Genomic DNA, 14194 nt, shown 5'->3' on the forward strand with positions numbered 1-14194 from the left:
AAAATCTGTGACGCAGAACGTTGGGCTTTGTTACAATTAGATTCAATTTGTTTTTTTATAAGTTAGTGCTTGCTTACCCGCCATTTTTACAGGGAACAGTTCTGGCCACACACGATTGTGTCCGCGAGCGACCATAATGAAATCACAACAATGTCGCCGTGTTGTTTTCCCGAAGAACGGGCGTGACGTTAAACGATTTCCAGGAACACTGAATGGAACTTTTGACCCAACTACTGCATGCCCTCTGGGCTCAGGATTTCGAAACGCTGGCCAACCCTTCCATGATTGGCATGCTCTATTTCGTCTTGTTTATGATCCTGTTCCTTGAGAACGGCTTGCTTCCTGCTGCCTTTTTACCCGGCGACAGCTTGCTGGTATTGGTGGGCGTGCTGTGTGCCAAAGGGGCGATGGCGTTTCCGCAGACCATTTTCTTACTGACCGTCGCCGCAAGTCTCGGCTGCTGGGTGAGCTATATTCAGGGGCGATGGCTTGGCAACACGCGGATTGTGCAAAACTGGCTCTCCCATCTTCCTGCACACTATCACCAGCGGGCGCACCATCTTTTCCATAAGCACGGGCTTTCTGCACTGTTGATTGGCCGCTTTATTGCTTTCGTGCGAACCTTGCTGCCAACCATCGCGGGGCTTTCCGGGCTGAGCAGCACCCGTTTCCAGTTCTTTAACTGGATGAGCGGCCTACTGTGGGTTGTGATCCTGACAACGCTGGGTTACGCACTCGGCAAAACCCCGGTATTCATGAAATATGAAGACCAACTGATGTCCTGCCTGATGCTGCTGCCGGTTGTCCTGCTGGTCTTTGGTCTGATCGGTTCGCTGGTGGTGCTGTGGAAAAAGAAATACGGAGCCAGGGGTTAACAATGGTTATCTCCCGTCTCTCCCTGCGTCGTTTTTCCTTTGCCATGATTGTGCTGGTGATGATCAGCGCCATGCTCCTGATCTGGGCTGCGTTTTCACATCAGGAGTCTACGCTGGCCATTCGCTCTGTGAATCAGGGAACCAGCGCACCTGACGGGTTTTCTGTCTGGCATCATCTGGATGCCAATGGGATCAGCTTTAAGAGCATCACCCCAAAGGACGACGTATTGCTGATCAAGTTTGACTCCAGTGCGCAGAGTGCCGCGGCGAAAATCGTCCTCGACCGTACGCTGCCGCACGGGTATATCATTGCCCAACAGGATGATGACAGCCAGTCAACGACCTGGCTGTCACTGTTGCGCGACACGTCACATCGGTTTGGATAATTACCAGGATCCCGAATCTTTTCACTCACTTTGGTGATTACCCCGTTTACTTACTATGCTTAAGTACGCGGAGCACCCCTCAAATGTTCTCCGCATCATTCTGGATAACGGCTCTCGCCGTAACACAATGGAAGGTTTCGATAATGAAATTCCGCATGACTCTGGCTCTGGCCCTTTTTTCTTTAAGCACGGCATCCTTCGCAAATTCTCTCTGTCAGGAGAAAGAACAGGATATACAGCGTGAAATCAGTTATGCCGAAAAGCATAATAATCAGCACCGTGTTGAAGGTCTGAAAAAAGCGTTGAGCGAAGTGAAGACCAACTGCTCAGACAACCAATTGCGTGCCGACCACCGGAAAAAAATCGCTGAACAAAAGGACGAGGTAGCGGAGCGCCGCCACGACCTGCAGGAAGCGAAAGAGAAAGGGGATGCGGAAAAAATTGCTAAGCGCGAGAAGAAGTTGAAAGAAGCGCAGGACGAACTGAAAGCGCTGGAAGCTCGCGATTATTGAGTTAACGGAAATCTCAACAGGAGAGAATCATGTCAAAAGATACGACCTCAGAAAATCTGCGCGCTGAACTAAAATCCCTGGCGGACACTCTGGAAGAGGTGCTGAACTCCTCTACCGATAAATCGAAAGAAGAGGTCAGTAAACTGCGCAGCAAAGCAGAGCAGGCGCTGAAAGAAAGCCGCCACCGTCTGGGTGAAACAGGTGATGCGCTGGCGAAACAGACCCGTGAAGCCGCTGCACGCGCAGACGAATATGTTCGCGATAACCCGTGGACGGGTGTAGGTATTGGTGCCGCAATTGGTGTGGTGCTGGGTGTCCTGCTCACGCGTCGCTGATATGGAAGATCCTCGTCACACACAAGGGCCTGCTAAAAATATCCTCGGCATCGGCCAGCGGATATTAACAACACTGGTCGGCATTGCTGAAACGCGCATTCGGCTGGCAGTGGTTGAACTGGAGGAGGAGAAAGCCAATCTCGTCCAGATCCTGCTGATGCTCGGGCTGACCCTGCTTTTTGCTGCGTTTGGTCTGATGAGCCTGATGGTGTTACTCATCTGGGCCATCGACCCTCAGTATCGGTTGAATGCGATGATTGCCACGACAGTGGTTTTGCTGACAGCGGCACTGATCGGTGGTATCTGGACGCTACGCAAGGCGCGTAAATCGACCCTCTTGCGTCACACGCGTCAGGAGCTGGCCAACGATCGCACCCTGCTGGAGGATGACAAGCCGTGAGCGACAACGTCGAACGCCAGAAACGCAAAGCACTGCTGTTAAGACAGATCCAACAGCAGCGACTGGATCTGTCAGCCAGTCGCCGTGACTGGATAGACGCCACGCGACCGCTCGATCGTGGCTGGAATACCTTCCTGAACCTGCGCACCTGGACGCTGGCCGGTACCAGTATCATGGCTATCTGGGGCGTTCGTCACCCGCGCAAGCTCATCCGCTGGACTCGCCGCGGCTTTGGCATCTGGAGTACCTGGCGTCTGGTGAAAGCCGCTATTCGTCAGCAACAACTGCGGTGATAAAAACAAAAAACGGTAACCTGGGTTACCGTTTTTTGTTTTTGCGCCCCCTTCCTGTGGGCTGAGGGTTCCCCAGTAATTTTGTTCTTCTTAAGCAATTAAACTATTTCATTGAAATATAAGACTTATAGCGACTCCATGGTCCGGCTGAAAATCGCCGAAGCGTTTCCGTAAGGCCGGGGCGAGGCGCAGGGATGCCCGACCCGAAGCCTGAAGGAATAAGCTGAGGGTACCGCGCAGCGGCGATTTTCCTGCCGGGAGCCCGGGTTGCCAGGGCGGTGGCGGTGAACCGCCCTGGCACGTTCACCTGTGTCGTCGTTACAGAGCAGCAATCAACATAAAGTGAACGGAATAACCACTACTGCTTTATGTTCCCCCTCACCCCAGCCCTCTCCCTCAAGGGAGAGGGGGTATTCTGTGCCAACCTGTAATTTGTGGGGATCCCTCAACCCTGTGGGAGAGGGTTGGGGTGAGGACACCCGCGCGCACGTTCCCTTACTCAATATCTTTGAAAAAGATTGACAGTTTTCCTTGCTAACAATTGTCATTCGTCACGTTTATGATTCTCTCCATCGACAGCAAAGACACGGTATCTACCCGAATTTGCACACAAATGAAGTTCAGCCGCTGATGTGGTTTCCTGGAGAGTAAAATGAAAAAATTAGAAGATGTTGGTGTACTGGTAGCACGCATTCTGATGCCAATTCTGTTCATCGTTGCAGGTTGGGGCAAAATCACCGGTTATGCGGGTACCCAACAATACATGGAAGCAATGGGCGTGCCGGGGTTCCTGCTGCCACTGACCATCCTGCTTGAGTTCGGCGGCGGCCTGGCAGTGTTGTTCGGCTTCCTGACCCGTACCACGGCACTGTTTACTGCAGGTTTCACCGTGCTGACGGCGTTCCTCTTCCACAGCAACTTTGCGGAAGGTGTGAACTCCCTGATGTTCATGAAAAACCTGACCATCGCAGGCGGTTTCCTGCTGCTGGCAGTGACGGGCCCAGGCGCATACAGCATTGACCGCGTTCTGAATAAGAAATGGTAAGCACGCTATAATCAATGAACAAAGCGAGGAGACATCTCCTCGCTTTTGCTTATCTGACGGAGGAAAGAAAAATGGGACAACTCGTAGACGGCGTCTGGCAGGATGTCTGGTATGACACCAAATCCACCGGCGGACGCTTCAGACGCTCTGTTTCGGTCTTCCGCAACTGGCTGACCGCTGATGGAGCCCCGGGTCCAGGTGGCGAAGGGGGTTTTGCGGCTGAGAAAGACCGTTATCACCTCTATGTTTCCCTCGCCTGCCCGTGGGCACACCGCACCCTGATTATACGTAAGCTTAAAGGCCTGGAGTCCTTAATTCCGGTTTCCGTCGTGAACCCGCTGATGCTGGAAAACGGCTGGACGTTTGACAGTGATTTCCCTGCCGCGACGGGCGATGACCTTTATCACCACGATTTTCTCTACCAGCTCTATCTGCGCGCTGACCCGCACTACACCGGGCGCGTTACCGTGCCGGTTCTGTGGGACAAAAAAAATCAGACCATCGTCAGCAATGAGTCAGCGGAAATCATCCGCATGTTCAACACCGCATTTGATGCCCACGGTGCCCGCGCCGGGGATTACTATCCGGTTGAGCTACGCGATAAGATTGACTCGCTGAACAGCTGGATCTACGACAACGTCAACAACGGCGTGTACAAAGCCGGTTTTGCCACCAGCCAGGAAGCCTACGACGAAGCGGTCGGGAAAGTGTTTGAATCGCTGGGTCGTCTGGAGCAGATCCTCGGCCAGCACCGCTATCTGACGGGCGATCGTCTGACAGAAGCGGACATCCGCCTGTGGACTACGCTGGTGCGTTTTGATCCGGTGTATGTCACCCACTTTAAGTGCGATAAGCATCGCATCAGTGATTACATGAACCTGTATGGTTTCCTGCGTGACATCTACCAGATGCCGGGCATTGCCGAAACGGTCAATTTTGACCATATCCGCACCCACTATTTCCGCAGCCATAAAACCATTAACCCGACGGGCATTATCTCCATTGGCCCGTGGCAGGATCTGGATGAACCGCACGGCCGGGACGTCCGTTTCAGATAAATATTCAGGGCATCAATTGATGCCCTTTTTTAATTCACAATCCCCATCTATCCTTACTTTGATTGCTTACAAAACAAGTGATTGTCTGACTATTGAGGCAAGGAAAATGGACTGGTATCTAAAAGTACTGCGCAACTACATTGGATTTGGTGGCCGCGCCCGCCGCAAAGAGTACTGGATGTTCGTTCTGGTGAACTTCATCCTTATCGTCGTGCTGAGTATCGTCGATAAAATTCTCGGCTGGGAACGGGCGGGAGGCGAAGGCGTGCTCACCACCATTTATGGTCTGCTGGTTTTGCTGCCATCATGGGCGGTACTGTTCCGACGGCTACACGACACCGATCGTTCGGCCTGGTGGCTACTGCTGGTGTTGATCCCGGTTGTGGGCTGGATCATCATTTTGATCTTCAACTGTCAGTCCGGCACGCCAGGTGAAAACCGCTTTGGGCCTGACTCTAAGATCAGCGCATAGCATGATGCCCGGTGGCGCTTACGCTTACCGGGCCTGCACGCTTATTTGTTGTGATGCGCAAAGAGCTTCGGTATTTCTCTCAGACACCACGACTTGGCTTCACCCATACTGTCGCGCCGCCACGCCATGATGATATCCACTTCACTGGTGTATTCCGGACTCACCACACGCAGCCGCCCTTCAGCAATGTCTTTTTCAACAAACGGGTAAGGCATCGTCGCCACACCCAGCCCGGCAAGTAGCGCCTGGCGCTTATCTTCCAGGGACGTTACCGTCAGACGCGGCTGTTTATCCAGCAGCTGTACCGTTAATACCGGGCGCTCACGGGCCGTATCCGCCACCGCCACACCGCGATACTTCACGCGCGTGACTTCTGAAAGCGGCTCTGGCTCCTGGTGAATGGGGTGATCTGGTGCGGCAACATAAACGTTCATCACGCTGTAGAGCTTGCGGGAGTTAATTTCAGACGACGAACGGAAGTGCATGTCCGGCGCAATAACGATATCCGCCCTGCCCGTCTCCAGGCGCTCCCAGGCTCCCGCCAGCACTTCCGTGATGATCGACAACTGGGTGTTGGCTTTATCTGCCAGCCGGTTCACCAGTGGGAACAGCGCCTCGGTCGGTACCAGTGCTTCGGTGACCAGCGTCAGATGGGTTTCCCAGCCGCGCGCCAGCGCTTCGGCGTCGGTAGTCAGTTTGTCTGCCGCTTCCAGCAGCACACGACCGCGCTCCAGCAGCATCCGGCCAACGTTGGTGAATTTTGTTCGATGACCGGAGCGGTCAAAGAGCACCACATCCAGCTCTTCCTCCAGCTTCTGCATCGTGTAGCTCAGCGCAGATGGAACGCGCCCCAGTTCATCTGCCGCAGCAGCAAAACTGCCGCGTCGGTCAATTGCGTCCATGACGCGAAGCGCCTCAAGCGTCAATGCTCTCTCTTTAGCCATCTCGTTCTCATTCAGGAAATTTGAACATACCCGGCAGAATATCTGGCTAACAATGAAGCGTCCATACCTTTACCATTGTTTTAGTGTAAAGAGAGGTCAAGTTTATGATTACGACAAGAACAGCTAAACAGTGCGGACAAGCCGATTTCGGTTGGCTGCAGGCCCGCTACACCTTTTCCTTTGGACATTACTTTGACCCGAAACTCCTCGGTTACGCCTCATTGCGCGTGTTGAATCAGGAGGTGCTCGCCCCGGGCAGTGCCTTCCAGCCGCGTACGTACCCGAAAGTCGATATCCTGAACCTGATCCTGGAAGGCGAGGCAGAATACCGCGATAGCGAGGGCAATCATGTCCAGGCAAAGGCTGGCGAAGCATTATTAATTTCCACACAGCCTGGTATGAGCTACAGCGAGCATAACCTCAGCAAAGAGAAAACACTGACCCGTATGCAGCTGTGGCTGGATGCCTGCCCTGAGCGGGAAAACCCGCCAGTGCAAAAGATAGATCTGACGAACGATAAACAGCAGCTGATTGCATCACCCGATGGCAGCAAAGGCAGTTTGCAACTGCGTCAGCAGGTGTGGCTGCACCATATCGAACTGAAGGAAGGCGAGCAGGCCAGCTTCCAGCTTCACGGCCCACGAGCCTATTTGCAGTCGATTCACGGCACAGTGCATGCGGTGACGCACACGGAAGAGAAAGAAGCGCTGACCTGCGGTGATGGCGCATTTATTCGCGATGAAGCGAATATTACCCTGGTGGCCGACACACCGCTGCGCGCGCTGTTGATTGATTTGCCGGTTTAATAAAAACCTTAACCCTCTCCCCTTTGGGGAGAGGGTTAAGGCGAGGGGAAACTCGCTACACCTTACTCGCCATGATTTCAATTATCTGCTTATCCGTAGCCTGCATCGAGCGGCACGCCAGCGCACACAGGTTGGCGATAGACTGCTCCACGCTATGTGCCACAATCCCTTCGTTGCCCGTCACCGCAGTATCATCCAGCGCCATCATCACCGCTTTCCAGGCACTTGCAACGCTGGTAGAAACCTTCATCGCACAGCTGTTGGAGGCACCGTCGCAGATCATCCCGCTGACATCGCCGATCATACTGCTAATCGCCATCGAGATTGTCTGATACCCCCCGCCCATCAGCCACGCCATCCCTGCAGCAGACCCCATCCCGGCGGTAGTGGCCGCACACAGCGCCGACAACCGCGGAAGCTGGTAATGGATATAGATTGCCGACAGATGGGAGAGCATCAGCGCCCGCGCCAGTTTTTCGTCATCGGCCTGAATATGTTCAGCCACGACAACCACGGGCAGCGTTGCCGTGATCCCCTGATTACCCGAACCGGAGTTACTCATTGCCGGGAGTACCGCCCCGCCCATGCGGGCATCCGAAGCCGCACTGGTGCGGATGACAATGTCTGAACCCACATCCTGAGCCACCCATCCACGCGAGCGCTGTTTATGCAGCGTCGCACCAATGTGGAGCCCCCAGTTTCCGCTTAACCCTTCGCGGGAAAGGGCATCATTCAGCTGTGCCGCCTGCAGAATAAAGCGGATAGCCTCAAAGGGAACCTGCTCCACAAACTCGATGATCTGTAAAAGCGTGGCGTGCGAGAGCACCGCCAGGGGATCGCTGTCAGCGTTCTGCGGCTGTTCATCAAGGATAAAGCGGGTTTCGCCCTGGCAGAGGATCTCCACAATCCGCGTATGTCCCCCGGCGATGGTCACCATTGCCGAGGCATCTCCGGCGTACACACAGGCGCGGGAATAGAGGATCTCATCGCAAGGCTCCTGCAGTTTCACCTGCACCTTTCCCTCGTTCAGCAGAGCTTTAGCCTGTGCCAGCGCCTCGGTTGAGGCACCTTTCAACACTTCCAGCCCAGCCTGTGCATGACCGCCCGTTGCCCCCAGTGCCGCCGCGATAGGTAACCCAACCATGCCGGTACCCGGTACCGTTACGCCAAGCCCGTTTTTCATGAGGTTCGGTGATACCCACGCCTCAATTTTCGTCACCTTACCGGGCAGCAGCTCAGCAGCAGTGGCACATGCCAGCGCCAGAGAGATCGGCTCAGTACACCCCAGAGCAGGTTTTACCTCTTCCTGCACCGCGCGAATAAAATGGTTCCATAAAGGATTAGTTTGCTCAGACATCGTTACGACCTTAATTACACCTCAGGAAAATGCGAGGAAAGGAGAAACACAAAGCAGCAGTCCGGTAATAACAATAATCACCAGCGACACGCCTTTATATTTGTGCAATGCAGGGACTTTGTAGACCAGCCACGCTGGAATTAAACAACCCACCATCCCGAAAATAGGGCTACAAATGGAGGTAAAGCTCAGCACTGGCGCGTTTAACACAATCGCGCTCCAGGCCAGCAGGATGGCGAACAACATGATGCCGCGCTGTACGGTACCTTCATTGATTTTCTCTACTGGCATTTTGCGGCGCAGGATGTTCATCACAATGCCCTGCGTTGCCTCGCGGAAGCCAAGATACACACCGAAGAAGGCGGTCATCACCGCGAAAATATTGAGGATCACGCTGACGATTTTGACCCAACCTGCACCATCACCACTGATAAACTGTGCCGCGATCGCCAGTGCCGAAATATTTTGCTCATAGGCTTTGACCGCTTCGTCATGGCCCATCGCCAGGGTGAAGGAGACCGCGTAGAAGAAGACCGTCACAAACAGCACGCCGAAGGCAATGTTCATCGCCCGCAGGGCTTTATGTCTCGCGACCTCGACGGATTTTTCCCGTGAACGATAGGAAATAACCATCGGGCTTAATGTCTGAATAAAGAGGATCGAGGTTAAGGTAAAAGGCAGCGTAATAATGGCATTTTTCACCAGCAGCCCCATCGGCGGCAGCATGCCCACATTGGCTAAATGCCAGAGGCCAATCATCGATAACCCCAGTGCTGCCACCACAAACAGCTTAGTGAGCACCATCAGGCTGGAAACTTTAAACAGCAGCTTTTCACCACGCGAAGAGATTGCCACCAGAATACAGATCAGGAATAGACCGTAGAACGGGTTTTCAGAAAGCAAACCGTCTGTCACGCCAAAGGTGTGCAAATAGGAGGCGCTGTCGTTAGTGATGGCGGTGGAATAGACAAACATCCAGATCACCAGCATCACGAAATAGAGCGCCCCTAATAAGATGCCCCAGTTTTTACCCAAATAGCCGCTAATAACGCTCGGGTAATCTTTGCATTCCGGTGATTCCGCCAGCGTATTAATAAACAGGCGCTGGAACAGGTACATGGCCGGATAACCAATTATCGACGAGAGTAAAAACACCCACAGCCCCATTAAGCCAACCTGCACCGGGAGAAAAACAATCCCCGCGCCGATGGCCATCCCGATACTCATGATGACCCAGCCCGTGTCGGTGCTGTCGAATTTAATGGCTTCCAGCCATTCACTTTCACTCATCCCTGCCCGCCTTGCCGCGGGGGAATCATTCACAATCACACTGCTGTTTGTTGCCGTATCCATAAGGCACTCGCTTATTTTGTGTAGGGTAAACCGTTATTTTTATGAGGTTCTGTTCACCAGCGATTGTGAGCCAGGTTGCTGCAGGTAGTTGTTATTGGAGTGAAAAGATCATATCCGGAGAGAGGGAGAAAAAAGTCACAATTTTTATAAGGACTTTCTGTTATGGGAGGAAAATTTACTTCTTTATAAGTGGAAAGGACGTATTTTTTCTAAAAGTGATGACGATCAAGAAATAAAAACCCGCGCCACGCGCGGGCATCACATCAGTCGGCCAGCGCGTTAGCCATATCGGTTTTCACCTGTTTGCGCTGTTCCGGCGTCAGCACCTGGCTTACGTCGAAGTAGTATTTCACACGGTAATAGCGGGTCTGCTCTTCAATTTTGCTGAAGGCGGCAAGCTGGTTTTTCACCGTACTTTCATCCCATTTTCCGGCCTGGAACATGTCAATCAACGCGCCATCTTTTACACCGGTCATCGGGATCTTACTGACGTTTTGTTCAAGCGTCTTATGCAGGTCTTCGATTTTCTTCACCTGCTCGTTACTCAGCTTCAGGTGTTGTACCAGCGGATCCTGCGACGGTGATGGGGCAGCTTCAACATTAGCCGCCTGCGCTGTAAAACTGCACACCGCCAGTGACGCAGCAACCAAAGTAATACGGGTCATTTTCATCATCTTACTGTCCTTACATTCTGTTATAGGAAAAAGCAGGAGTATTGTTTTTCAAGAGCGGATGAATATGTGTGAGTAATTATATAAACAATTTTGTATGTTTAGCGGGCAAAAAAATGCCCCCTGACTGGAAGGGGGCATGGTGCCTGACTTACGTCAGATCGACTGGGTAAACGTCCTCGAAATCACGTCCTGCTGCTGCTCGCGCGTTAGCGCATTAAACCGTACCGCATACCCTGAAACGCGAATGGTCAGGTTCGGATAATTTTCAGGATGTTCAATGGCATCCAGCAGCATTTCCCGGTTCATGACGTTGACGTTCAGGTGCTGCCCACCCTCGATGGCGGCTTCATGGTGGAAGTAACCGTCCAGCAGCCCCACCAGGTTGGCTTTACGTACCATCTCATCTTTACCCAGCGCCTGCGGCACAATCGAGAAGGTATAGGAGATACCGTCTTTCGCGTAGGTGAACGGCAGCTTAGCGACCGAGGTTAACGAGGCCACTGCCCCTTTCCTGTCACGCCCGTGCATCGGGTTTGCCCCCGGCGCGAACGGTGTGCCGCCCCGACGTCCATCCGGTGTGTTCCCGGTCTTCTGACCGTAGACCACGTTCGAGGTGATGGTCAGGATCGACTGGGTCGGCACTGCGTTACGGTAGGTTGGCAGCGCCTGAATTTTCTTCATAAAGCGCTCTACCAGGTCACAGGCAATGCTGTCCACGCGGTCATCGTTGTTACCGTACTGCGGGTAGTCTCCTTCAATCACGAAATCGACCGCCAGACCGGTATGGTCACGCACCGGCTTCACCGTCGCATATTTAATGGCCGACAGCGAATCTGCCGCCACTGACAGCCCGGCGATACCGCAGGCCATCGTGCGGTAAACGTCCCGGTCGTGCAGCGCCATTAATGAAGCTTCGTAGCTGTATTTATCATGCATATAGTGAATGAGATTCAGCGCGCTGATGTACTGCACCGCCAGCCAGTCCATAAAGTGATCGAGACTTGCCATCACAGTGTCGTAATCCAGCACATCGTCCATCAACGGCTCGGTTTTCGGCCCGACCTGGATCTTCAGCTTCTCATCCACCCCGCCGTTAATCGCGTACAGCAGCGTTTTCGCGAGGTTGGCTCGCGCACCAAAGAACTGCATTTGCTTGCCGATCACCATCGGGCTGACGCAGCAGGCAATGGCATAGTCATCGCTGTTGAAATCCACACGCATCAGATCGTCGTTCTCATACTGCAGAGACGAGGTCACGATAGACATCTGTGCAGCATATTTTTTGAAGGCGATAGGCAGTTGTTCGGACCAGAGGATCGTCAGGTTGGGCTCCGGTGCAGGCCCCATCGTGTGTAACGTATGCAGATAACGGAAACTGTTCTTCGTCACCAGCGTGCGGCCATCCAGCCCCATACCGCCAATCACTTCCGTTGCCCAGATCGGATCGCCGGAGAAGAGCGTGTCGAACTCCGGCGTACGCAGGAAGCGCACCATGCGGATCTTCATAATGAAGTGGTCGATCAGTTCCTGCGCCTGTGCCTCATTCAGGCGTCCGGCCTGCATATCACGTTCAATGTAGATATCAAGGAAGGAGGCAGTACGCCCCAGTGACATCGCCCCGCCGTTTTGTGATTTCACGGCAGCAAGGTAGGCAAAGTAAACCCACTGCACCGCCTCCTGGGCGTTCATTGCCGGGCGTGAAATATCAAAGCCATAGTTCGATGCCATCTGCTGGATCTGCAGCAGCGCACGCTTATGTTCCGCCAGCTCTTCGCGCAGGCGGATCGTGGCTTCCAGATCCTCACCACGCTCCAGCTTCGGCTGAAGATCGGCAAACTGAAGTTCACGCTCGCGTACCAGATAGCTGATGCCATACAACGCCACGCGGCGGTAATCACCGATGATACGCCCTCGTCCGTAGCCGTCCGGCAAGCCGGTCAATATGCCCGATTTACGACAGCGCATCATCTCCGGTGAGTAGACGTCAAACACGCCCTGGTTGTGGGTTTTACGCAGGTCAGTGAACAGGTATTCAAACTGCGGATCCATCTCACGGCCATAGGCTTCGAAGGAGCTGCGGATCATGTTGATCCCACCGTACGGATGCAGGGCACGCTTGAGCGGTTTATCGGTTTGCAGGCCGACGATCGTCTCCAGCCCTTCGTCGATATACCCGGGCCCGTGGGCAGTAATGGTGGTGGCAACGTTCGTGTCAAAATCCACCGGGGCGTGGGTGGCATTCTCCTGGCGAATGCCAACCATCACCTTTTGCCACAGCGCCGTCGTTGCAGGCGTCGCCTGCGCGAGGAAAGCTTCATCGCCTTCATAAGGGGTGTAGTTACGCTGAATAAAATCGCGCACGTTAACGGCGTCTTTCCATTCTTCACCGCGAAACCCGGCCCATGCGTCGCTATAAGGCGCGACGCCTGTATCAATAGTTACTTTCATGACATTCTCGCTTTATCAGGCGTAAGCCGCAGCCGGTGTGACCTTCCCAAGACGGAGGGCGTCCAGTGCGATCATTTTTTCTTCGTTGGTTGGGATCACCGCGCAGGCCACGCGGGACGAATCGGTGGTAATCACGCGCTCACCCGCGCTGCCTGGCAGAGCGTTTTTAGCTTCATCCACGGTGATACCAAAGACCTTCAGGTGCTCAGCCACTAGCCCGCGAATAAGTTTTGAGTTCTCACCAATGCCGCCAGTAAACACCACACCATCCAGACGGTGCAGCGATGCCGCGTGACCGGCAATATGCCGCGCAATACGGTGCACAAAGGTGCGGATTGCGAGCTGCGCGCGCTGATGACCTTCATGCCAGGCTTTTTCCAGGGTTCGTAAATCAGAGGAAAGCCCGGAGATCCCAAGCAGGCCAGACTCTTTGTTGACCACGCGTTCCAGATCCTCGAACGACTGGCCGGTCTGCTGAGCAATCCACGCCATCGCACCAAAATCCACATCGCCACAACGCGTGCCCATCACCAGTCCTTCCAGCGGCGTCATCCCCATTGAGGTATCCACGCTTTCGCCGTTGCGCACCGCGCAGATGGACGCCCCGTTGCCGAGGTGAGCAATCACCAGCCCGCTGTCCTCAGGCGAAAGCCCAAGCAACGAATGTGCCTGCCCGGAAACGTAGCGGTGAGACGTGCCGTGGAAACCGTAGCGACGCACGCCAAGCTCTTCAAAATAGCGGTACGGCAACCCGTACAGCCAGGCATGCGGCGGCAGCGTCTGGTGGAAGCTGGTGTCAAACACAGCCACCTGCTGAATGCCCGGGAACAGGCGCTCAGCGGCTTCCACACCGCTTAGGTTGGCGTAGTTGTGCAATGGAGCCAGTGGGGAAACCTGGCGGATCTGTTCGATAACCTGTTCAGTGATAAGGGTCGACTCGCTGAAAAGTTCGCCTCCGTGGGCAATGCGGTGGCCAATTAAGGCCACGCTGCTCATCAGATCGCGTTTCTCCAGCTCCAGGGCGATGGCAGCCAGCGCCCCTTCGTAGTCATGGTGAGCCAGCGTGACTGGCTCACCCCCATTCACGGAAATAAAGGCTTTTTCAGTGTTGATACCGTCTGCAATCCCCGTCATCAGGGCATCACAGTTGCTGGCATCGAGTACCGAAAACTTAACAGAGGACGATCCACAGTTAATAACCAGTACAACCGGAAACTCAATCATGGTGTTACTCCG

General features: G+C 54.0%; 16 protein-coding genes. 10 read left to right on the top strand and 6 right to left on the bottom strand.

Going from position 1 to position 14194, the window contains the following annotated elements; translation table 11 throughout:
• Positions 1 to 212 precede the first annotated feature (212 nt).
• The 9 genes from yqjA to ACJ9N4_RS16275 all read left to right on the top strand — a co-directional run bounded on the left by yqjA (position 213) and on the right by ACJ9N4_RS16275 (position 5376).
• Positions 213 to 875: a DedA family general envelope maintenance protein YqjA gene (yqjA, locus tag ACJ9N4_RS16235; protein WP_182272716.1), complete on the top strand. Its 663-nt coding sequence runs from the start codon at positions 213 to 215 to the stop codon at positions 873 to 875.
• Between the two features lie 2 nt (positions 876 to 877).
• The gene (gene mzrA / locus ACJ9N4_RS16240; protein WP_182272717.1) at positions 878 to 1261 is read left to right on the top strand and encodes an EnvZ/OmpR regulon moderator MzrA; all 384 of its coding nucleotides are present in this window, start codon (positions 878 to 880) and stop codon (positions 1259 to 1261) included.
• A 143-nt stretch (positions 1262 to 1404) separates the two neighbouring features.
• Entirely contained in the window at positions 1405 to 1773 is a 369-nt protein-coding gene (locus tag ACJ9N4_RS16245) for a DUF1090 domain-containing protein (protein ID WP_182272718.1), read from the top strand.
• A 29-nt stretch (positions 1774 to 1802) separates the two neighbouring features.
• Positions 1803 to 2108 carry a YqjD family protein gene (locus ACJ9N4_RS16250; RefSeq protein ID WP_182272719.1) on the top strand — a complete coding sequence of 102 codons (306 nt, stop codon included), beginning with the start codon at positions 1803 to 1805 and terminating at the stop codon, positions 2106 to 2108.
• 1 nt (position 2109) lies between these two features.
• Entirely contained in the window at positions 2110 to 2508 is a 399-nt protein-coding gene (locus ACJ9N4_RS16255) for a phage holin family protein (RefSeq protein ID WP_182272720.1), read from the top strand.
• Complete coding sequence (locus ACJ9N4_RS16260; RefSeq protein ID WP_182272721.1) at positions 2505 to 2801, top strand: YqjK-like family protein; 297 nt, start codon at positions 2505 to 2507, stop codon at positions 2799 to 2801. The genes ACJ9N4_RS16255 and ACJ9N4_RS16260 overlap by 4 nt, the downstream gene beginning before the upstream one ends.
• Before the next feature lie 652 nt (positions 2802 to 3453).
• On the top strand, positions 3454 to 3846 hold the full coding sequence (locus ACJ9N4_RS16265) for a DoxX family protein (protein WP_182272722.1): 393 nt from the start codon (positions 3454 to 3456) through the stop codon (positions 3844 to 3846).
• A gap of 71 nt (positions 3847 to 3917) precedes the next feature.
• Positions 3918 to 4904: a glutathione S-transferase family protein gene (locus tag ACJ9N4_RS16270; protein ID WP_182918989.1), complete on the top strand. Its 987-nt coding sequence runs from the start codon at positions 3918 to 3920 to the stop codon at positions 4902 to 4904.
• Between the two features lie 106 nt (positions 4905 to 5010).
• The gene (locus tag ACJ9N4_RS16275) at positions 5011 to 5376 is read left to right on the top strand and encodes a DUF805 domain-containing protein (RefSeq protein WP_182272724.1); all 366 of its coding nucleotides are present in this window, start codon (positions 5011 to 5013) and stop codon (positions 5374 to 5376) included.
• 41 nt (positions 5377 to 5417) lie between these two features.
• Here the strand turns inward: ACJ9N4_RS16275 and ACJ9N4_RS16280 are convergent, their stop codons facing one another.
• Positions 5418 to 6320 (bottom strand): LysR family transcriptional regulator, encoded by a 903-nt coding sequence (locus ACJ9N4_RS16280; RefSeq protein WP_014171734.1) that lies wholly within the window; start codon positions 6318 to 6320, stop codon positions 5418 to 5420.
• A gap of 104 nt (positions 6321 to 6424) precedes the next feature.
• Here ACJ9N4_RS16280 and ACJ9N4_RS16285 point away from each other — a divergent pair, with 104 nt between their 5' ends.
• Positions 6425 to 7126, top strand: coding sequence for a pirin family protein (locus ACJ9N4_RS16285; RefSeq protein ID WP_182272725.1), 702 nt, complete (start codon positions 6425 to 6427; stop codon positions 7124 to 7126).
• Positions 7127 to 7181: 55 nt separating this feature from the next.
• Here ACJ9N4_RS16285 and ACJ9N4_RS16290 read toward each other — a convergent pair whose 3' ends face one another.
• From ACJ9N4_RS16290 to tdcD, 5 genes are all read right to left on the bottom strand, one after another.
• Entirely contained in the window at positions 7182 to 8483 is a 1302-nt protein-coding gene (locus ACJ9N4_RS16290; protein ID WP_411500647.1) for a serine dehydratase subunit alpha family protein, read from the bottom strand.
• 21 nt (positions 8484 to 8504) lie between these two features.
• A complete protein-coding gene (locus ACJ9N4_RS16295; protein ID WP_182272727.1) occupies positions 8505 to 9836 on the bottom strand; it encodes an amino acid permease in 1332 nt (443 codons plus the stop codon).
• 263 nt (positions 9837 to 10099) lie between these two features.
• Complete coding sequence (locus tag ACJ9N4_RS16300) at positions 10100 to 10510, bottom strand: Spy/CpxP family protein refolding chaperone (protein WP_182272728.1); 411 nt, start codon at positions 10508 to 10510, stop codon at positions 10100 to 10102.
• A 153-nt stretch (positions 10511 to 10663) separates the two neighbouring features.
• Entirely contained in the window at positions 10664 to 12958 is a 2295-nt protein-coding gene (pflB, locus tag ACJ9N4_RS16305; protein WP_182272729.1) for a formate C-acetyltransferase, read from the bottom strand.
• A 15-nt stretch (positions 12959 to 12973) separates the two neighbouring features.
• Positions 12974 to 14182, bottom strand: coding sequence for a propionate kinase (gene tdcD / locus ACJ9N4_RS16310; RefSeq protein WP_182272730.1), 1209 nt, complete (start codon positions 14180 to 14182; stop codon positions 12974 to 12976).
• Positions 14183 to 14194: the final 12 nt, after the last annotated feature.

The sequence above is a fragment of the Enterobacter sp. LM3 genome (assembly GCF_046622475.1).
Taxonomy (GTDB): Bacteria; Pseudomonadota; Gammaproteobacteria; order Enterobacterales; family Enterobacteriaceae; genus Enterobacter; species Enterobacter cloacae_P.